The 20,062-nt window shown below is 49.5% G+C and carries 20 protein-coding genes; 5 read left to right on the forward strand and 15 right to left on the reverse strand.

What is annotated here, in order from left to right; all coding sequences use genetic code 11:
- Positions 1 to 41: 41 nt before the first annotated feature.
- The 8 genes from AB3N00_RS25840 to AB3N00_RS25875 all read right to left on the reverse strand — a co-directional run bounded on the left by AB3N00_RS25840 (position 42) and on the right by AB3N00_RS25875 (position 6,610).
- Positions 42 to 2,564, reverse strand: coding sequence for a heavy metal translocating P-type ATPase (locus AB3N00_RS25840; protein WP_413037132.1), 2,523 nt, complete (start codon positions 2,562 to 2,564; stop codon positions 42 to 44).
- A 162-nt stretch (positions 2,565 to 2,726) separates the two neighbouring features.
- Positions 2,727 to 2,927 carry a copper ion binding protein gene (locus tag AB3N00_RS25845; RefSeq protein ID WP_175395853.1) on the reverse strand — a complete coding sequence of 67 codons (201 nt, stop codon included), beginning with the start codon at positions 2,925 to 2,927 and terminating at the stop codon, positions 2,727 to 2,729.
- Positions 2,928 to 2,978: 51 nt separating this feature from the next.
- The gene (locus AB3N00_RS25850) at positions 2,979 to 3,380 is read right to left on the reverse strand and encodes a metal-sensitive transcriptional regulator (protein ID WP_175395950.1); all 402 of its coding nucleotides are present in this window, start codon (positions 3,378 to 3,380) and stop codon (positions 2,979 to 2,981) included.
- A gap of 139 nt (positions 3,381 to 3,519) precedes the next feature.
- Positions 3,520 to 4,008: an N-acetyltransferase family protein gene (locus tag AB3N00_RS25855; RefSeq protein WP_413037133.1), complete on the reverse strand. Its 489-nt coding sequence runs from the start codon at positions 4,006 to 4,008 to the stop codon at positions 3,520 to 3,522.
- A gap of 99 nt (positions 4,009 to 4,107) precedes the next feature.
- Positions 4,108 to 4,290, reverse strand: a complete 183-nt coding sequence (locus AB3N00_RS25860) for a hypothetical protein (protein WP_175395855.1) — start codon at positions 4,288 to 4,290, stop codon at positions 4,108 to 4,110.
- An 86-nt stretch (positions 4,291 to 4,376) separates the two neighbouring features.
- A complete protein-coding gene (locus AB3N00_RS25865; protein WP_413037134.1) occupies positions 4,377 to 4,988 on the reverse strand; it encodes a hypothetical protein in 612 nt (203 codons plus the stop codon).
- Positions 4,989 to 5,020: 32 nt separating this feature from the next.
- The gene (locus AB3N00_RS25870) at positions 5,021 to 5,536 is read right to left on the reverse strand and encodes an HXXEE domain-containing protein (RefSeq protein ID WP_413037135.1); all 516 of its coding nucleotides are present in this window, start codon (positions 5,534 to 5,536) and stop codon (positions 5,021 to 5,023) included.
- A 183-nt stretch (positions 5,537 to 5,719) separates the two neighbouring features.
- Positions 5,720 to 6,610 carry a DMT family transporter gene (locus tag AB3N00_RS25875; RefSeq protein WP_413037136.1) on the reverse strand — a complete coding sequence of 297 codons (891 nt, stop codon included), beginning with the start codon at positions 6,608 to 6,610 and terminating at the stop codon, positions 5,720 to 5,722.
- Between the two features lie 105 nt (positions 6,611 to 6,715).
- On the opposite strand from AB3N00_RS25875, the gene AB3N00_RS25880 reads away from it, so the two are divergent.
- Complete coding sequence (locus AB3N00_RS25880) at positions 6,716 to 7,600, forward strand: LysR family transcriptional regulator (RefSeq protein ID WP_175395859.1); 885 nt, start codon at positions 6,716 to 6,718, stop codon at positions 7,598 to 7,600.
- Between the two features lie 126 nt (positions 7,601 to 7,726).
- On the opposite strand, the gene AB3N00_RS25885 is transcribed toward AB3N00_RS25880, so the two are convergent.
- From AB3N00_RS25885 to AB3N00_RS25910, 6 genes are all read right to left on the reverse strand, one after another.
- The gene (locus tag AB3N00_RS25885; RefSeq protein ID WP_413037137.1) at positions 7,727 to 8,485 is read right to left on the reverse strand and encodes a nucleoside phosphorylase; all 759 of its coding nucleotides are present in this window, start codon (positions 8,483 to 8,485) and stop codon (positions 7,727 to 7,729) included.
- 1 nt (position 8,486) lies between these two features.
- Positions 8,487 to 9,158, reverse strand: a complete 672-nt coding sequence (locus AB3N00_RS25890; protein WP_095291643.1) for a sulfite oxidase-like oxidoreductase — start codon at positions 9,156 to 9,158, stop codon at positions 8,487 to 8,489.
- Positions 9,159 to 9,181: 23 nt separating this feature from the next.
- Entirely contained in the window at positions 9,182 to 10,105 is a 924-nt protein-coding gene (locus tag AB3N00_RS25895; protein ID WP_413037138.1) for an ABC transporter permease, read from the reverse strand.
- On the reverse strand, positions 10,089 to 11,156 hold the full coding sequence (locus AB3N00_RS25900) for an ABC transporter permease (protein ID WP_413037139.1): 1,068 nt from the start codon (positions 11,154 to 11,156) through the stop codon (positions 10,089 to 10,091). Before AB3N00_RS25900 ends, AB3N00_RS25895 begins: the two co-directional genes overlap by 17 nt.
- A complete protein-coding gene (locus AB3N00_RS25905) occupies positions 11,153 to 12,652 on the reverse strand; it encodes an ABC transporter ATP-binding protein (RefSeq protein WP_413037140.1) in 1,500 nt (499 codons plus the stop codon). Before AB3N00_RS25905 ends, AB3N00_RS25900 begins: the two co-directional genes overlap by 4 nt.
- A gap of 288 nt (positions 12,653 to 12,940) precedes the next feature.
- Entirely contained in the window at positions 12,941 to 13,972 is a 1,032-nt protein-coding gene (locus AB3N00_RS25910) for a BMP family lipoprotein (RefSeq protein WP_413037141.1), read from the reverse strand.
- Positions 13,973 to 14,249: 277 nt separating this feature from the next.
- Between AB3N00_RS25910 and AB3N00_RS25915 the strand changes: the two genes are divergently transcribed.
- From AB3N00_RS25915 to AB3N00_RS25925, 3 genes are all read left to right on the forward strand, one after another.
- Positions 14,250 to 15,692 carry a hypothetical protein gene (locus tag AB3N00_RS25915; RefSeq protein ID WP_413037142.1) on the forward strand — a complete coding sequence of 481 codons (1,443 nt, stop codon included), beginning with the start codon at positions 14,250 to 14,252 and terminating at the stop codon, positions 15,690 to 15,692.
- Positions 15,693 to 15,928: 236 nt separating this feature from the next.
- Positions 15,929 to 16,561, forward strand: coding sequence for a DUF5317 domain-containing protein (locus AB3N00_RS25920; RefSeq protein ID WP_413037143.1), 633 nt, complete (start codon positions 15,929 to 15,931; stop codon positions 16,559 to 16,561).
- Positions 16,562 to 16,812: 251 nt separating this feature from the next.
- Positions 16,813 to 18,645, forward strand: a complete 1,833-nt coding sequence (locus AB3N00_RS25925; RefSeq protein ID WP_413037144.1) for a diguanylate cyclase — start codon at positions 16,813 to 16,815, stop codon at positions 18,643 to 18,645.
- A 129-nt stretch (positions 18,646 to 18,774) separates the two neighbouring features.
- On the opposite strand, the gene AB3N00_RS25930 is transcribed toward AB3N00_RS25925, so the two are convergent.
- Entirely contained in the window at positions 18,775 to 18,942 is a 168-nt protein-coding gene (locus tag AB3N00_RS25930) for a hypothetical protein (protein ID WP_175395869.1), read from the reverse strand.
- A gap of 288 nt (positions 18,943 to 19,230) precedes the next feature.
- On the opposite strand from AB3N00_RS25930, the gene AB3N00_RS25935 reads away from it, so the two are divergent.
- The gene (locus tag AB3N00_RS25935; RefSeq protein WP_413037145.1) at positions 19,231 to 20,061 is read left to right on the forward strand and encodes a sensor histidine kinase; all 831 of its coding nucleotides are present in this window, start codon (positions 19,231 to 19,233) and stop codon (positions 20,059 to 20,061) included.
- Position 20,062: the final 1 nt, after the last annotated feature.

Here is a 20,062-nt window from a genome sequence, read left to right on the forward strand (position 1 = left end):
CTTAGACATGTGACGACAAGGATGCAGCCCATGACCACAGCCTATTTGTGATTACGTTCCAACTTCAACCGTTGCAGACGCAGCGAGTTCAGCACAACGGATACCGAACTGAATGCCATGGCTGCACCAGCCAGCCAAGGAGCCAGGAAACCCACTGCCGCAATAGGAATACCGATCACGTTATAGCCAAGGGCCCAGAACAGATTCTGCTTAATATTGCCCATGGTGCGCCGACTCATTTCGATCGCATCCGCAATACTGTTCAGATCACCACGCATCAGCGTAATATCCGCCGCTTCCATCGCTACATCTGTCCCCGTGCCGATCGCCATGCCGATATCTGCTGTAGCCAGAGCAGGTGCATCATTGATCCCATCGCCGACCATAGCCACTTTGAGCCCGCGATCCTGCAGCTTCTTCACTTCTGCTGCTTTGCCCTCAGGCAGGACCTCTGCCAGGACATTATGGATACCCGCTTGTTCCGCTACAGCACGAGCAGTGCGCTCATTGTCCCCCGTAATCATGATGACATCAATACCCATGGCCTGAAGACGCTGAATGGCTTCTCGTGATGTATCCTTGATCGTATCTGCTACAGCCACTGTACCTGCCCAGCGGCCATCAACCGCAACCAACATCGCCGTGCGGCCGCGTTCCTCCAAGTCGTTCATCTGTTGAACGGTCGCCTCCGGAACCTCCACATGAGCATCTGCAAGCAGCCGCCGTGTTCCAACCAGAACTTCCTGACCCTCGACTCTGGCCCGAACGCCATACCCCGGCACGTTCTCAAACTGCTCCGATTGGGTTAAGGTGTGTCCTTTGGCTCGAATTCCTTCTACGATGGCTTCCGCCAGCGGGTGCTCAGAACTTTGCTCTGCTGCTCCAACCCGTTTCAGCAGTTCGGCTTCTGCCCAATCAGGTGCTGTGATTACATCCGTCAGTACCGGTTTGCCTTGAGTGACCGTGCCTGTTTTGTCCAGCACAACCGTCTGAATCTGCTGTGCCGATTCCAGATGTTCGCCGCCTTTGAACAGGATGCCATACTCAGCCGCACGCCCTGACCCGGCCATGACTGAGGTTGGTGTCGCCAGCCCGAGTGCACATGGACAGGCAATGACCAGTACGGCAATCGCTTTTTCAAGCGATCCGGCGAAATCACCGGGACTTGCGAACAGATACCAGATCAGGAATGTCAATACAGCAATCCCGACCACAATCGGGACAAAGATTCCCGAAATGACATCTGCAATTCGCTGAATGGGCGCTTTGGAACCCTGCGCCTGTTCAACCACTTTAATGATTTGAGATAACGCCGTATCTGAACCGACTCGGGTCGCGCGCAGTCTCAGTGCACCATTTTTGTTCAGCGTAGCACCCGTAACAGCGTCACCAGGCTTTTTATCGACAGGCAAACTCTCGCCGCTCAGCATGGATTCATCTACTGAGGACTGCCCTTCTTCCACGATGCCATCCACGGGAATGCTATCCCCTGGTCTTACCAGAACAAGGTCACCTACTGCCACGTATGCTGCAGGTACAACCACTTCCTGCCCGTCTCGCATTACCCGGGCTTCACGAGGAGCGAGTTCGATCAGGCTTTTAATGGCCTGCGACGAACGGCCTTTCGCTACGGCTTCAAACCATTTGCCAAGCAAGATTAATGTAATCAGAATGGCACTGGTTTCATAATAAAGTTCTACTGAAGGCATGGTGGCCATTGTGTTCGTCCCCATCCCACCATGATCCATTGTCGTTGAGGTTACAAATCCACTTGTGAGGGTCAGGTACAGACTGTAGAAGAATGCCGCACTTGTACCCAGAGCGACCAGCACATCCATATTGGCACTGCCGTTTCGCAAGGCCTTGTAAGCCCCCACGTAAAATTGCCATCCAATCACGAATTGTACCGGTGCAGCCAGCACCAGTTGGAACCACGGATTCATAAACAGATCAGGCACCCAGATCCAAGAAGTGAACGAGAAATGACCTACCATCGCCCATAGCAGAGGTATCGATAATAGAGCGGATATCATCCACTTCCATTTCTTGCGCTGCAGCTCACGCTCGCGGACAGATGAGGTTTCTTCCTGTGTCTGCTGCAATTCTGCTCCGTAACCAAGCTGTTTGATTTTGGCCGTGATATCGGAAGGTTTCAATGCTCCGGCTGCATATTCAACATGCCCTGTCTCCAGCGCCAGGTTTACATTCGCACGCGATACGCCTGGCAATCGGGAAAGCCCCTTTTCAATTCGGGCAGAGCATGCGGCGCACGTCATACCCGTAATATCGAGATCAACAGACTCCGTCACTGTACCATAGCCAAGCGCCTCCACCTTATCCCGCAATGCGCCTAGACTAACAGCTTTCGGATCGTAGGTCACGCTTGCTTGCTCTATGGCGAGATTGACACTGGCCTGCTGAACACCTTCCATACGTGATAATCCCTTCTCAATCCGTGTGGAACAGGCCGCACAGGTCATGCCCGTAATCTGCAGCGTTGTCTTCAAACCATCCGGCTGCAATCCGGCTCCTGGTGTATTATCCGTTGATGATGATTTATCCATGATGTCGGTCTCCTTTCATACTTGAATCGTCATCCTAAGGTACCCCTATGGGGTATAAAGTAAACAAAAAATCAGGCTTAAACGATGCACCTCTCGTGATCAACGCCTGTCGGCACTTTGGACTGAGCCATAAATCGAGAGAACACCGTTTAAGCCAACTTCTTAGACTACATCGTATCCTTGATCTTCAATGGCAGCCTTGATCTGCTCCACATTGACTTGCTGTTCATCATATTCCACTGCAACGGTTCCTGCTGCCAGATCCACTTGTCCTTTGGCTCCCGCACTTTTCACAGCTTCTTCGACTGATTTTACACAGTGGTTGCACGACATTCCAGTAACATTCAGAGTAACGTTAGACATAATTCATTTCCTCCTTGGCATATATAAATGATTACTTCTTTCTGCAAATCATTACTTCATCAATTTCCTTACCGTAACCAACAGCTCATCTACAACCTCGTGTTCCCCCGCTTGGATCCGTTCAACGATACAACTCTTCATGTGACCTTCCAGCAGCAGTTTGCCCACTGAATTGAGCGCAGACTGCGCAGCCGCAATCTGGGTAAGCACATCGTCACAATATGTGTCCTTCTCGATCAGTCCCTTGATCCCGCGAATCTGTCCTTCGACACGGTTCAAACGGGATATCAGGTTCCCCTTCATCTCCTGCGAGTGATGGCTCTTACGCACATGCTTCCCGTCACTGCCTTCAGAATGACATGCAGCCGCTTGTTGATCGGGCGGTACAGCCGCTTCCGGCTGGTTCGTTACCGATGGTTCCAAGGGTTCCTTGGGATGGCTCTGATGATCCATCATGAACACCCCTTTTCTTCGTTCTTTTCACAGTGTAACATACCCCACGGGGGTATTCAAGCATTAAAAATAAAGTCTTTATTTTGCGAAAAAAGTCCTCTTCTAATCCCTTATTTATTATAAATTGTGCAAGAAACCGCTACAGTATGTACTCCATCCTGCTGCTTCGGACAGACAGACCCATTTGTTCGTAGAAGGCCTGCGCACCCGTATTAAAAGTAGATACCGTCAATTCGACACTGTCTGCCTGGAGCTCCCTGCCTAAATCAATTAGAGCGTGCATCAACTTCTTCCCTGTCCCCTGACCCCGCTGACCGCTTCCAACAACCAATTCATTGATATACAGTATTTTGCGATCACACAGCAGATCCACATTTTGAATCCAATTTAACTGTGCACTTCCGTAACCAAAAATTTCACCTGTGCTTGATGATTCGGCAACATAGAGATAACGCTCGTCCGTTTCTAGTAACTCTACAAACTCCTGCTTCTCCATCCTGGGCTGCATTGTTCTGTACACATCGGGCCGAGCCTCCACATGCATTAGATGCAATTCATCCATTAGCAGCGATACACCAGGATAGTCTCTAGCTTCTGCCTTTCTGATATGGATACGATCCACTCTCATCACACCTTCCTTGCTTGAATTCACATTATTATATAACAAAATAAAGCAGATACCTCAGGCGGTATCTGCTTTGGTTAGAAACGACTCATTCGTTTCGTCTTATTCTTTGGAGGATTTTCCCTCATCAAATGCAACTGGAGATGGCTTCGCAGCCCAATCATCCGCTTCGGGCTCGATATCCACGCCGTTCATGATTTTCTTTTTCTCCATCAAGGAATCCCCGTCTTCGTCCAGCTTGTTGCGAATTTCCGCCTCATCTTGAGGTTGATTATTCTGTGTCATTCTAGAGTCCTCCTTTATATTTCATCATCATAATGATGTTCCTTTATATAACTTACCCAATTTTTTCATTCCCATTCGCAATGATGCTATTCGAAGTCCACCTGTTTGTCCAATATGACTTCTTCTATCTTATGTTCCAGCTCCGGGATTGAAGGGATCAGTGAGAATTGAATATTCTCCAGAGTGGAAGGCAGGGCGGGTACCACGCGAAAACTCATTTGTGTCTCGCCACCCCCTCCACGACTGCTATGTCTCATCGACATATAACCCTGTCCACTAATAATCTCTAGTGCCAGATGTGGTACCACATGTACACGCTCAGCTTCCTTCCCCTTATATTGAATCTCCAGATGAACTATACTCTCTGTTTCATATTGCATGGAATGGGTTATGAGGTACTCACATGAATCGATTACTGCTTTCTTCATAATCGGCACCACACCGATCAATGGCAGTTCTTCGCGCGGAAAGAAATGTCTCTGCGGCATAGGTTGAACATTACGGAGAACATAACGGATGTCTTCTTCCTTCATATCCAGTGATGTTACCCATTCATCAATAATCTCTTGAGGCGGATGGTATTGAACCGCTCCCGTTATATTTTTCCGTCCAGCGACCAGTCTAAGCAGTTGTTCATCAATCTGCCGCACCTCATCATTATATTCAAAAGGAATTGCACGAAATTCACTCCACCCCATATTCCATTCGCCTCCTGTTTAATGAAATTCCATTATGTATCCGGTATAAGTCTGCGTCCAAGTTCGTGACCCAACATAACAATGGGCAGAACTACAAGTCCCACTGGTATGCTTACCAATACCTCCCCCCAAGTTACAATTCCCTCGTTCAGAAATCGGTAAAACAGATACATGCCGTACGGCAACGTGATACATACTGCGCTGACTACCCCCGGGGTGTACATTTTCAGGTACAAGCTTTGCCCGATATGTGTAAATACATGCAGCAAAAAGAGTGTATTAAAAGCCAAAAACATAAAATAATGCCCATACTCCGCCGCAATATACACAAAGGGTATGAAGACGACAAATTCCAGCAGTACAGCCACACCGAACTGGCTGCTGTTGATCCGCAGCATGGATTCCAGACGTTTGGAGATCCTTGGCGAGACACGCTGGAGAACTTTTATTTTATTCTTCCGAATCCAGGGACCTACCCAAATGATTTCTTCGAGATCATGAAGCAGAAAAGTGACAAGAAATAACCAGATGAGTGTTGTAAGCGACATGGGTTAATGAAAACACCTCCTCGTTAGATCATGTTAAATTCTGTATGCTCATAAACTAATTCGCTACTCCACGCCTTCTCCCCCTTCTTGGCCAGAAATTATAATTCATTCACTTAATAACAAAAAAGTGGCGAGCCTCCCGCCCAGCTGGAAAGCTGGATCGAGGAGGTTCACCACTAGCTTTTATATTTTTGCGACTTTGCTGCCCTTTACCTTCAGATTTACGAGCAGAATGCTGGCTATAATCATGACCAAACCTGCGATCAGATTGACCGTCACCGATTCCCCAAGGAACAGCACACTGCATAGCAGGGCAATCAGCGGAATCAGAAATGTGAAGGACCCCACCTTGCTGGCTTCGCCGGAGCTGACCAGTTTGAAGAACGCGAGCCATCCCATTGCAATGACAAACACCGAAATGAACAGCATATCCAGTATAAAAGGAAGTACCCACTGCACTTCAGCCCAGCTCTCTGTGGCTGTACCCGTCAACGTCAGGACAACCCCGCCAATCAGAATCGGAATCGCCGTCATCCAGATCCCGTCCACCTTCGTTGATGTTCTCTTCATATATACGGTCCCAATCGCCCAGCTGATCGCACTAAACAGTCCAAGCATAACCCCTTCGGGGGATACTTTGCCTGTCATGCCGCCGATGCTGATCGTCGCCACACCGGCAAACCCGAGAACCAGTCCGGCGATTTTCAATCCATACATCGACTCGCCCAGCCACAGCCAGGCCCCGATCCCGAGCAGCACAGGCTGAAGAAACACGATGGAGGAAAATAAACCTGCGGGCACTTCCGTCAGGCCAACGGTCTGAAAGCCGTAGAAGAAAATAATGTTCAGCACCGCAGAGATAGCATAGATATGCCAGGTTTCCCGGAGCCGCAGCGTTTTGTACCGTGGAAAAGCATAGATACCAAGCAACAGTCCGCCAATTAACAGTCGCATGCCTGCAAACAAAAGCGGTGGTGTGAAATTTAACGCATATTTGGTCAGGGGCCAGTTTACTCCCCACATAAGTACCAGAAAAGCAAGGACCCAGCCTGCTTTTGCACGTGATAAAGCCATAAGTTAACCTCTCCTATCCGTTGATCGTTTCCGTGTCTCCATGATACAATAATCACCGAAATAATTGAAATGCATGTTAATCATAAGGAGCATACCATATTAGTTATGACCAATTCACAATTACAGTTGTTCGTGAAAGTTGCCGAGACCGGAAGTTTCACCCGTGCAGGACAGGAACTGAATATGACGCAGCCTGCGGTCAGCCGGGCCATCTCTTCTCTTGAAAATGAATTGGACGTCACCCTGATCATACGGGATCGGCGGAACGGCATTCTACTTACCGATGTGGGGCAGCGAATATTGGTCATCTTCCGTCGGATCTTGCAGCAATACGATAAAGTCCAACAGGTTGTTGCGGCTGAAAAAGGACTTGAGATTGGTACCATTCGCATTGGTTCTTTTCCCATGTCATCTGCCCATCTGCTGCCCAAAATTATCCGCTCCATCCGTGACCGCTATCCGCACATTGAGTTTGAGCTGCATGAGGGAAATATTCATGAGATTCAGGAGTGGCTTAATTCACGCTCTATTGATGTTGCTCTCATTATTGTGACAGATAAGGAACCATTGGATAGGGCTTATGAGACGCTGCCGCTGTATAACGAAGAGATGCTGGCCGTGTTTCGGGAGGATGAGCCTTTTGCGGATCAGGAGATCCTGCCGGTGAAGAGGCTGAACCAACATCCGATGATTATATGCAATGGCGGATACGAAGTGCCCATTGTGGATTTGTTCAGACGGGCGGAAGCGGAGCTTAAATTCGGGTTTATTGTTCATAACGTCAACACTTGCCTTAGCATGATTGAACAGGGACTGGGTACCGCTTTGCTGCCTGCCATTTCTCTTTCCTGGCTACCTCCTGGTGTAAAAGCAGTCCCTACTGAACCGAAGGCTTATCGCAATATTGAGATTGCTGTCCCTTCCCTGGTGGAAGCTTCCCCGGCATCCCGTTTGTTTATCGAGACGGCGCAGCACTTGTTCGGGAAGTAACTCGCTATATATAAAAAAGACGTTCACTAAGGTCATACAACATGACCAAGTGAACGTCCCTTTTTCAAACCAACCATTTCAGATGGAGCTTTACTTCACCTTACGTTGCACCCCGATGAGCGATGCCTACGCCTGATCTTGGCGTGCGAGCGCAGCAAGCGCACGCAGAGCCGCATTCATCTCGTGTTCAACTGCATGTGCTACTGCATCCGTATGCGGATCATACTCGGCCGCCAGATCGCTGTCCGCGAAACCATCGATCGCCACAATCGCTCCGGCACGTGCACCGCGCAATGTGCTGACAATATAGAGCGCCGCAATTTCCATCTCAGCTGCAAGCGCACCAGCCTGTTTATACTTGCGGTGAGGAATCTCCTCCACCCCTGTGAAGAACGCATCCAGTGTCACTGTGATGCCCACACCGACTTTGCCTGCAGCGGTTGCCGCGTCCGCATTCCCTTTCTCCTGTGCAGCTTCAATCAGCGCCTGTGTAACTCCGATATCAGCAACCGCAGGAAAACCATCCGGTACCAGTTGGCGGGTTAATCCATCCGAGCGGACCGCTGCCGTACTGACAATCACGCTGCCTGCCGGGTAATCCGCAGTATACGAGCCTGCTGTTCCGACACGAATCAGGGTGGTCACCCCAGCGCGAATCAATTCCTCGAAGCAGACGGCTGCCCCCGGTGAACCAACGCCATGGCTGACAACAGCCATCTCCACGCCTTCATACAACCCAACGAATGTGCGATATTCCCGGCTGAACGCCAGTTCTCTTGCCTGCTCCAGCTTGCGGGAAATCTTCTCGGCACGTGCCGGGTCACCACAGACGATGGCATAAGCAGGCATGTCTTCCGATTGAATCTGCAAAATAGGCATCAACATATTAATCAAACTCCTTCTTCGTCCATTCGTCTTCCGGAATCGGCAGATCTTCGCCCGAGAAGCGCTGCTCCTTGAATGGATCGGCAAAGTGGTGAAACCCATTGCTCTCCCAGAATCCGTTACGATCTTCTGTCATGAATTCCAGACCGCGTATCCACTTGGCACTCTTCCAGAAGTACAGCTGCGGCACCACCAGGCGCAGCGGGTAGCCATGCTTCGGTGTAAGCGGCTCGCCGTTATATTTGAAAGCAAGCAATACGTCGTCGTGCATCAATTCTTCGAGCGGAACATTCGTCTCATAATCATGATCGGCATGGATCATGACATATTTGGCCTCGGGTTTGACCCCCAGGAGCTTGATGAAATCCGAAAAACGAATGCCTTCCCACGGTGTATCGAACTTCGACCAGCGGGTAACGCAGTGGATATCGCTTACGGTATTCACCTGCGGCATGGCCTGAAGCTCAGCGAAGGAAAACACTTTCTCTTCCTCTACCTCGCCGAACACTTTCAGGTCCCACGTGGACAGGTCGTATTCCGGCACTTCACCTTCATGCAAAATCGGGAATTTCTCGGTTAGCATCTGTCCCGGCGGCAGCCGATCTCCATGCTCAGCACCCGCTTTGGGTGCTGGAGTTTTGGTTTTTTTCAGACGTTCAGCCTTGTTATGCAATGTTAACCCTCCTTCGTTTTACATTAACGCGAGCTTCCGCCCGCTTTCAGTGCATCTTGCGCATAGGTACGATCTTTGAAAAAGAACATTGCAACCAGCGTCACAATATACGGCAGCATCAAGGTAAAGTGCGTTGGCAGGGAGAAGCCCTGCAGACGAATGCTGAGTGCTTCCATGAAGCCGAACAGCACACTGGAGCCCATTACACCAAGCGGATTCGCTTGTCCAAGCATGGTAGCGACCAATGCGATAAAGCCACGGCCTGCGGTCATACCCTCGGTGAACATTGTAACCTGACCCAGAGACAACTGAGCGCCAGCAAGGGCACACAGGATACCGCACATCAGAACTGCACCATACTGAATGCCGCGCACCTTGATACCGATGCTCTGCGCCGCGATAGGATTCTCACCCACGGAACGCAGGCGGAAACCGGACACACTTTTGAACAGATAAAATTGTAATGCAATAACGAGTATGATTCCGAGATACACGAGCGGGCTATGCCCCGAGATTACGTCGCCAACCCAAGGAATGTCCTTAATGAGGGGAATATCCCATTTGGGAAGTCCCACCATGTCCTTGTCGTAGTATGCACCCTTCACATCAAAAATGGCCCGTAGTGCAAAGGTCGTTAATCCTGTCGCCAGGAAATTCAATGAGATCCCGACCACGATGGCGTTCGCCTTCAGATTAATACTGATAAAGGCAAAAAGTGCCGAGAATAACATTACGATAATAATGGAGAACAAAACGGCCAGAAGTACGTTGCCGAACAAATAGTTGCCAACGATCGCGGAGAAAGCGCCGATCAGAACGAGTCCTTCGAGACCCACATTGAAGAGGCCCACACGGGAGCATAACGCCCCGCCGAGCGCTGCAAGCAGGATCGGAGTCATAATCCGCAAGGTAGAGCCAAACATGGCTGCATCAAACAGTTGCTGCATTGGACTTTTTCTCCTTTCTCCGCTTCAGGAATGAATACCCGATCTGGGCTGATACAAATAACGTCAGCACGGCCTGGATCACACTGCCGACTTCAAGTGGGACATCCGTATTCCGTTCCATGCCCATTGCGCCTGTCTGCAGAGCAGCAAGCAGGATCGCCGCTACAGCGGTACCTAGCGGGTGCGAGCGGGCAAGCAGTGTCGCCATGATACCGCTCCATGCATAACTTGCAGAGGACAGTGATCCGTCCAAGAAACGGTACTGCGTTCCCAGCACTTCGCCAGCACCCGCCAGACCCGCCAGTCCACCACTGATCACCATGGACAGCATCATCATCCGAATCCGGCGTACCCCGCCGTAAGTCGCGAACGACGGATTGCTTCCGAGCATGCGAATCTCATAACCGGTTACGGTTTTGTGTGTGAACCAGTAGATCAGAATCGCAGCTACAATGGCAATGATAAATCCGGCATGAAGTCCCATGCCCTGGAAGAGCTTGGGCAGCCAGACAGTCTGATCAATCATCGGAGTCTGAGCCATTGCTGCGGATCCGGTACGATCTTTGAATGGGTAGGATACCATGTATCCACCAAAATAAATGGCAATATAGTTGAGGAGCAATGTTGTAATCAACAGGTTCATGCCAAACCTGGCATCCAGCCAACCTGCAAACACCGACCAGATCCCTCCGGCCAGGATTCCCGCCACAATGGCTGCAATGCAGACAAACCAGCCCGGGCCTGGCAGATAGAGCGCCGTCAGCGCGGCACTGAGTCCCCCGAGAATCATCTGGCCTTCCGCTCCCATGTTGAAAAATCCAGCACGGAATGCAAGTGCTACGCCCAGTCCAGCAAGTATAATGGGTGTCGAACGAGCCAGTGTATTGGTGAAGAAGTAGAAGTTGCCGAAGGCCCCTTTCCACATCTCTGCGTACGTATCCAATACATTCCCACCTACGACCAGAATGGCCACAGCTCCTGCAAGCAAACCGATCAATATGGCAAGCAGCGGCTGTACGAGACCGCGAAGTGTTTCTTTTACCCGATTCATATCCGCTCTTTCCCTCCTGCCATCAACAAGCTAATCTGTTCTTCTGTGGCTTCGTCCGCCTTCAGTTCCCCGGCGATCTCACCTTCATACATCACAATGATCCGATCGGATAATTGCAAAATCTCGGACAACTCGGAGGAAACGAGCAGCACGCCAGCACCTTCATTGCGCTTGCGAAGCAGCTCGGCATGGATTGTCTCCATTGCTCCGATATCCACACCCCGAGTAGGTTCCGCCGCAATCAAAAACGGAGCATCCTGCGCGAATTCACGCGCAGCAATCAGCTTCTGCAGATTACCTCCGGACAAGAACTGTGCCTTCGTCTCCGCTGAACCTGTCTTGATGCTAAATTGCTTAATCCAGCCCTCCACCATGGCACGTGCGGCCTTGGCCTTGATGACACCCCTCGTCTGTAGCCGGTGATGATGTCCCATGAGTCCGTTCTCACGAACACTCGCGTCCTTGGCCGCTCCCCACATATACCGATCCTCGGGAATGTGAGCAAGTCCATGCTCACGAATGCGGCGGACAGGCCAATTCGTTGTATCCTGCCCTGAGAGCAGAACACGGCCGCTGTCTGCATTGCGCAGTCCCGCAATGACCTGGATCAGTTCGGATTGACCGTTACCGGAGATGCCCGCAATGCCAACGACCTCACCTTTTCGAACTTCCATATGGATATCTTTAAGCGCTGACCGATCCTTTGCTCCGGACAAGCTTACTCCATCCACCTGAAGTACCGCTTCTGCCGGAACGGATGGCTGCTTGTTCAATCGTATTAATTCACGGCCAACCATCAAGCGGGATAACTCCTCCACATTGGTGTCCTTCGCTTCCAATGTTCCCGTTATCTGACCATCTCGAAGAACGGTGATCCGGTCTGCTACATCCATGACTTCCTGCAGCTTGTGCGTAATCAATACAAACGTCTTGCCCAGCTTGGCAAGGGATTTCATATTCGCCAGCAATTCTTTGACTTCCAGCGGTGTTAATACCGCTGAAGGCTCGTCCAATATGATGATATCTGCACCCTGATGCAGCACCTTGAGAATTTCCACACGCTGCTGCAAGCCGAGAGGACACTCGGATACTTTTTTCCACGGGTCAACCGGCATGCCATATTTCCTGCCTAGTTCGTTCACCTGAGCGGCTGCCTGTTTACGGTCAAACACGCCCGCTGCCGCCGGCTCGCGGCCAATGACAATGTTTTCGGCCACCGTAAAGGAAGGAAACAGCATGAAATGCTGATGCACCATGCCAATGCCGCTTGCCATGGCCTGAGACGGGGTGGCGAAGCTCACCTCGCGCCCGCGGACTTTGATCGTACCTGACGTTGGCTGCTCCATTCCGTAGAGCATGCGCATCAGGGTTGTTTTACCCGCTCCATTCTCACCAACAAGGGCATGAATCTCTCCCTCACGCAAATTAAAACGGATATCCCGATTGGCGGTGAAGCCGCCGTATTTCTTCGTAATCTGATCCATCTCCAACAGCATATCTCGCGTTCGCTCCTCTCGGTCGATATAAGTTCAACTAAAGATATTACACTGGCCACTACGATGACAGAACAACCTTCAGATCACTGTTATCCCCAGATTTTTTGATTCCTTTTTAAAAGGGAAAATCCGCAGATAAACACGAACGCTCCGCTTCTTCAGGTTTTTTCTGTCCTCTGCCGTTGTCTTGTAAACTAGTTGAACATATATAGGTTATTTAATAGCAGCAAAACCGGCTGCCTGATCGGGCAGCCGGCTGATCATTACAATTCCATGAAACAATCAATGCTATTGTTGCAATGGATCTTTCACAACGATTTTGCCGGATACGATATCATCCTTGATTGCTTTCACCTTGTCGATAACCTCTTGTCCAACAAAATCACTCAGTGCGGACTCGCTATCACGTGTAACGAAAGTCAAACCAACACCATCTTCTTTCAGGCCGTAGTTTACAGCGCCTGCTTGGAAGTTTCCTTCCACAAAATCTTTCACGGTTTGATAAGCAACCGTATCTGTTGATTTCAATTGGGATAATACGATATGTTCCGGATCTTCAACGGTACGGTCTGTATCCTGGCCGGAAGTATAGAAGCCTTTTTCCTTCGCTGCTTCAAATACGCCAAGGTCGCCTACAGCAGATGCACCAGCGATGAAGTCAGCACCTTTGCCGAATTGAACCAAAGCCAGCTCTTTCGCCTTGGCTACGTCATTGAATCCACCAACGTAGTTTACGAGGAATTCTGCATCCGGATTAACGGATTCCAGACCTGCTTTGAAACCTTCGGTATATTTCTTAATCAATGGAACGTCCATCGCTGCGATCATGCCGACTTTATCCGTTTTGGTGGACAGTCCGGCAGCCGCACCAAGCAGGTACGCTCCTTCATATTCACGGAAACCAACGCTGCGTACGTTCGGCAGATCAACCGTTGTATCCACGATGGCAAAGGACTTGTCCGGATTCTCGGCAGCCACCTTTTTCAGTGCATCTTCTGCCTGGAATGTTGCCGTAATAATTAGATCATAGTTCTCCGCAACCGCAGCACGCAGATTTTGCTCAAATGCTGCCGGGTCTGTGGATTCAATCGTTTTGGTATCTACCTTAAACTCTTCACCTGCTTTTTTGAAACCTTCATCCATTTGTACAAAGAACGGGTTTACCCCGATTTTTTCAGGAAGTACGAGTGCCATGCGCAGTGATTTTTCACTTTCGCCACCTTGGGCCGATTGTTCGTCTTTGGAAGCCGAAGTCCCACAAGCCGCCAACAAAACTGCCAACATGATGATCGATAAGACGAACGATAAGCCTCTTTTCATTTTGAAAATTCCCCTTTTCCACATTCTTTTTTTATATCCTAGCGGATACTGTCGATCCTTGTCAATAAATCTTTGAGCACAAAGACTCAAATTAAATATAATTGTTTATTTGCATGCCGGGATGCTCTGGAAAGCGCTTTATAACAGGCTTTTTTCCGTTGACATGAAGAGCTTCTCCATGCTAAAGTCAATCCAATTATTAAATCCTTATCGGTTTTGTCAGAATTATAGCGCAAACCACTTCATTTTCCAACCACATATTAAGGAGGCTATTCATTTGAAAAAGATCACCCAGTTCACACTGGCGGCCCTGCTCGCCGCTCCGGTTACCATCGGAAGCCTCAGCTTGCCTGCTTCTGCTTCCGCAGCATCTGCTTCACCCGTCACACCATCTGTATCACAGACTGCAAAAGCAACCGTATCTCCAACTCCATCTGTATACACCGAGAGTGCGGCTGATTACGCCCAGTTTCTGCAAGCCAAGTACGGCATCCAATTGCCGCAGCAGTTAACCAAGGGTGATTTCATTCAGGCCATAGCAGCCATTATTGAAGGGGAGCAAGCTGCTGAAGCTTCGGAAGAAACCAGTGACAGTCAGACCAAGGTTCCTGCCTTTACCGATCTGAGCTCGGGAGATTCAACTTATGATGCAGCTGTTACCTTACATAACAATGGTGTCCTGTCCGGAACGGAAGTTCGTGCTGATGACAACCTAAGCACCTATGCTGCCGTATTCATCGCCGTCAAGGCAGCGGGATTCAAGGAACTTGCGTATACATACCCTGAAGAAAAAACAACAAAGGCTCTCACCAAGCTCGGCATTAGCCCCGGCCGCTTCCAAGGCCAAGCTGCTCAGGAGCTCGCTGCCGCCATTGATACCGGCCTGATTCCGGAAAGTCTGTACCCTGCTCTGCGCAAGGGCGGCGCGGCAAGTTCCGATTTTGCCAACATCCTGCTTGGACGGGTATTGACCAGTCAGGGGAAATACAAGCATGAGATTGGGCGCTCTGGCGATGCCGATATCTATTCGAAACTATATGCCGCTTATCGCACAGCGGATCTGATTGAAGCACCAGAATTAAGAGAGATTGTGGATCAGGCGCTCCGGGATGACCTCGTTACAGGTTACAACCTGAAGGACAGCCGCTTCGATTCCAACTTTATTGATGAGCTGACTCTGACTTACGGACATGACGACATCAAACACGCCGTACAATTGATCGGTCTGCTTCGGAGCGAGGGCATTGACGCCGATGTGCAATTCCAGCCGAAGACATCTGCCTTCATTTATCTGAAGGAATGGGGCGAGCCCAGAGAAACACCGGATTACAAAGTAACCCAAATTGAGAACGGCAATTATATTGCTTATGCCAAGGAATATGACATTCAATTTGAATTCAACAACACGGCGGACAAAACCCGCTTCAACGACATTATTCTAAAGTACGCCAAAAAGAACAGTGACGATGCCTCTGCTCTCATTCATGCCTCTTGGTGGCAGCCGCTGTATTATTCACCGACAGCTATTCAGGACTATCCCGTTATTACCAACAACAAAATCTCACTCGGCAACTATTATGCACAATCCTTCTCATTGAAGGAGAATGCCTCAGCAATCCAGCAAGGTTTCCGGAAACTTGCTCCCAACGCCGACATTACCCGTTACAACTTCTGGGTGGATCAGCCATTCTTCAATTATCTGAACGGGGAATCGGAGTAATAGAATTAGCTTCACCTTAAATATTCTCGTATTTTGGCGTATAAACAGCCATTTTTACCGAACTTCACGATGAAATTCATCCGTTGTTTCGTAAAGATGGCTTTTCGTTTATTTTTTTGCAAAATTCTTCTTAAAAATCAACATCTCTTTGAAGGATTTACCAGTAAAAGGTCGAATAACATAGGTACAACAATAAGAGACCGCAATCAAACATAACTGTATGACAGGAGTTAATCATGGTATATGACGGCATTCTGCTCGGTTTGATCATTGGACTGTTCCGGGGCGGGTACCGGTATGGTCTCCATCAGTTCGCAACACTTCAACTTCGCGGCGGGTGGATTTTTCCCCTTTTACTGCTTGCCCAGTTCCTTATCTTTTTCTTGCAGGAGAGACTGGACTGGATTGCATCCATTAATGGGTACCTTTTTGCGGCAGTTTACGTCACAGGTCTCGCCTTTTTGTGGCTGAACCGACATCACCGAGGTTTTACGCTGATCTGGATCGGCGTGTTCCTCAATTTTATCGTCATGGCGGTGAATGGTGGACGCATGCCTGTTTCCGTGGAGGCTTCCGCTGTACTTGGACCTTATTATGTGGACATGCTTCGCGAAGGTGGAGCGGTATCGAAACACTATATGATGGATGCATCTACCCACCTTTCCTTCCTGGGCGATATCATCCCGCTCTCCAGCCCCTACCCGCGGACCCAGGTGATCAGCATCGGCGATGTGGTCATGAACATTGGTATATTCCTGTTTATCCAGTACATGATGGTGAATCGTTCCGGCAAGGCTGTACCGCCAGCGGCATCCATCCGGCCTGAAGAGATAAGGACAGACTCCAAGGAAGGGAGGTCTTTTCCATGAAAAAATTCGAAGGCATTAAATATTCCCGAATCGTCATCAATGCAATCATCGTAGCTTCTGTCGTTGTCGCGTTGACTTCGGGATACAAGCTGGGCGGCTAGTACATACTCGCCAACCAAGACAAACAGGCTGCCAGCGGCCTGTTTTTTCTTTCTGGATTTTTGCGAAGTAACTTGTTATGTTATACATCTATATAGTACAAACCGATATCTATACATCAAGAGCCGACTAAACCAAGCAGGAGAATTTTTATGAACTTTATTCGTAACCTTATCCATAAAGCAGACCGAAGCAGCATGTACGTTGTTTTGCTGAGCTGCGCAGGCATCGGTATTTTTCTGTATATGAACAAGTTATCTTACCTGCACCTCTCCACGGGGGAATGGGTTATGGTCTATACGATGCTGGGTGCTGCGCTGATCCTGGATTACTTCACCTTCCAGATTCCTCCCAAAGGCAATCAGCAGTCCATGGACTCTTCCGTGTATCTTGCCTGTATCTTCATGTTCGGCGGCGCGTTCAGCCTGTCTGTGCTGTTACCGGTTTCCCTCATTTTGTTAATCAAGGATCGCAAGCTTGCCTGGTGGAAACACATCGTTAATTTCAGCATCTACAGTCTTATGATAGCCGGAGCAGCTTCCGTATTCATATGGACCGGCGGTGTTCCGGGCACACTCGATGGGTATAACCTGCTGCCTTATTTTGCGGCACTCGCAGCATACTTCATCATTAATACGATCACGCTCGGCTTGTTCTTTCATTTCTCCACCAAGGATGCCCTGCAGCAGATGAAGCGTGCCTTCGTGACCGAGTCGCTGCTCGTGTATCTATGTACACTCATACTGGCACTGGTATTGACCATACTGGTCATCCATAACGGCATTCTGGGCCTGCTGCTCTATCTGAGTCTCAGCATTCTGTTATCCCATGCATTCAAACAGTTGTTCCTGATGTATCAGAGCATTGAAGAAAAAGCGAATACGGATCAGCGAACCGGCTTGTTCAACCACAGCCATTTCGAAAACATGCTGGAGAATGAACTGGCGGCTGCCCGTGCTGGAGGAACCCCGCTATCGCTGGGACTGATTGATATTGATGATTTCAAAAAGTATAATGACCGCTTCGGTCACCTGCAGGGCGACAGTCTGCTCGCTCTTCTGGGAGACTTCCTCAACCGCAAGACGGAAGGCACGCAGGTTACCGCGTTTCGTTACGGCGGTGAAGAGTTCACGCTGCTCATGCCAGGCATGGAGCTGGACGAGGCTTATACATTTATGAACAGGCTGCGTAAGCAGCTGAATGATACCCCTTTTGAAGGAGTCGAGGTATTTCCGCACGGCTGCCTCTCCTTCTCCGCTGGTGTAGCGCGATATCAGGTGGATATGTATAACAAATCACAACTCGTGGATCAAGCGGACAAAGCACTCTATTATGCCAAAAAACAGGGCAAAAACAACGTGCACCGTCATGGCAGCAATGACGGCATGGAGCATGAGATTGATCTGGTACAGGATGTGCGGGATATCGAGCAGCAGCTCAACCTGTTCAGATACAAGGATATCGATACATTTAAGCACTCCAAAAGAGTGTACAAATATGCCCTCGACCTTAGCGAGCAGCTGGAGCTCGACAACGTGGAGAAACGGCGGTTTGTACTGGGTGCACTGATCCATGATATCGGTAAACTTGAAATTCCGTGGTCCATCCTGAACAAAAAGGAAAAGCTTACTGCGGAGGAATGGGAAACGATCAAGGGACATGTCACCTGGGGCAAAAAAATGGTGATGACCAACGAACGTTTCACGGATCTGATCCCGTATATTGAATTGCATCATGAGCGGTTTGACGGCAAAGGATATCCCTACGGTTTAAGAGATCGTGAAATTCCCCGCTTGTGCCGAATGCTGACGGTCATTGATTCATTCGATGCGATGACCACCGAACGACCGTATCAGAAAACCAAAACCGTGGATGAAGCGATCAACGAACTTCGGGCATGTTCGGGTTCCCAATTTGACCCTGAGCTGGCGGAGCTTTTCATCCGTTACATTCAGAAGAAGACGGCGCAGCAGCTGCTATCCTAACGTTTACCTAACTACAAAATCCCTAAATAACGCCAAAGCGCTACCCCCGGTCCATTGGGGATAGCGCCATTTTCATTTTATCGTTGGATAAATCATTGAAATCCCGAGCGGTTCCTGAACCGATTCCAATTAACGAGCAGTATTCAGTTCATGTGAAGTTTGATGCAGCTCTTTGATCATCTGCTGCAAAAACATGTTATCCTGGCGACTGATTCCGTGCTGATTGTCCTGAAGAAGCATTTGATGAATATTCTTCTTGAGCAACTCACTACGACGTTCCAATACCTCTTGATTCATGTTGTTGCGTTCACTCCTTAACATGGTTTGTCATAAATTCACGTTCTATATAAGTATAAAGAACCTTCCTCCTCAGGGAAAACGGGCACAGCTCCCCTCTCCCTCATACATCAAGCCTCACACTCCGTGACATTCTGTCACGACATGTCGTTCTTAGATATCCTTCTATATACTCCCTGATCCACCCACAAATCCTTCGAGACCTACAGACTAGGTGCCGGGGACAGGTTGGGTTATAATGGGGCATAGATTCGCACAAAGAGTCGATATCAAAGGAGTTCTGGATGCATGTCCTACAAACAAATCAAGTGGATGATCCTGCTGATCCCCACATTAACCGTTGGTCTATGGGAATACATACGTCACCAATTTTTGATGCCCTATCTCTCCATGGATGCGGGAAATTGGCTGACTCCCGTTATCGTATACCTCGTTAGCGTCACCTTGCTGAGCCGTCTGTTCAAGATGCTGGAAGGCGCAAGAGCAGCGCTGGAACAGGAACGCGCCTCCAAGGCCGCTCTTGAGGCGCGCGACCAGCTGGCTCGCGAGCTTCATGACGGCATTGCCCAATCGCTCTTTCTTCTGTCTGTCAAAACCGATAAGGCCGAGCGTGGATTGGCCGGCAGCGGCCACGAGCATGAAATCCAGGAAATTCGCAAGACCGTGCATGAAGTAAATGCCTATGTCAGGCAGGCCATCGCACAGCTGCGATATGTCCCCGGGAATGCTGCCGTGCTCACAGGGGCCTCTCTACATGAGCAGGCCGAATCATTAATTCAGGAAACTGTACCGGGAGCCCGGATCCATTGGGACCTGGATAGTACCTTTTTTTCACCCAAAGAACAAGTTGAGCTCCTTGCCTGTATTCGAGAAGGCTTAATTAACGTACGTAAACACGCCCAGGCCACCGATGTGCGGGTGGAGGCAGAGGGCAACCCCCTCTCCTGGTCTGTTTGCATTCAGGATAACGGAGTAGGAGTCAGTGGCGATCCGATGCATCTTAAGGACCGGTATGGATTACGGATTACGAAGGAACGGGCCATTCAGATGGGCTGGTCCTTTACTTTGGATTCCAAACCCGGCTTAACAAGAATGACGATTGGTAAGGGGGACGTTTAAC

The organism is Paenibacillus xylanilyticus (genome assembly GCF_047246825.1).
Taxonomy (GTDB): domain Bacteria; phylum Bacillota; class Bacilli; order Paenibacillales; family Paenibacillaceae; genus Paenibacillus; species Paenibacillus xylanilyticus_B.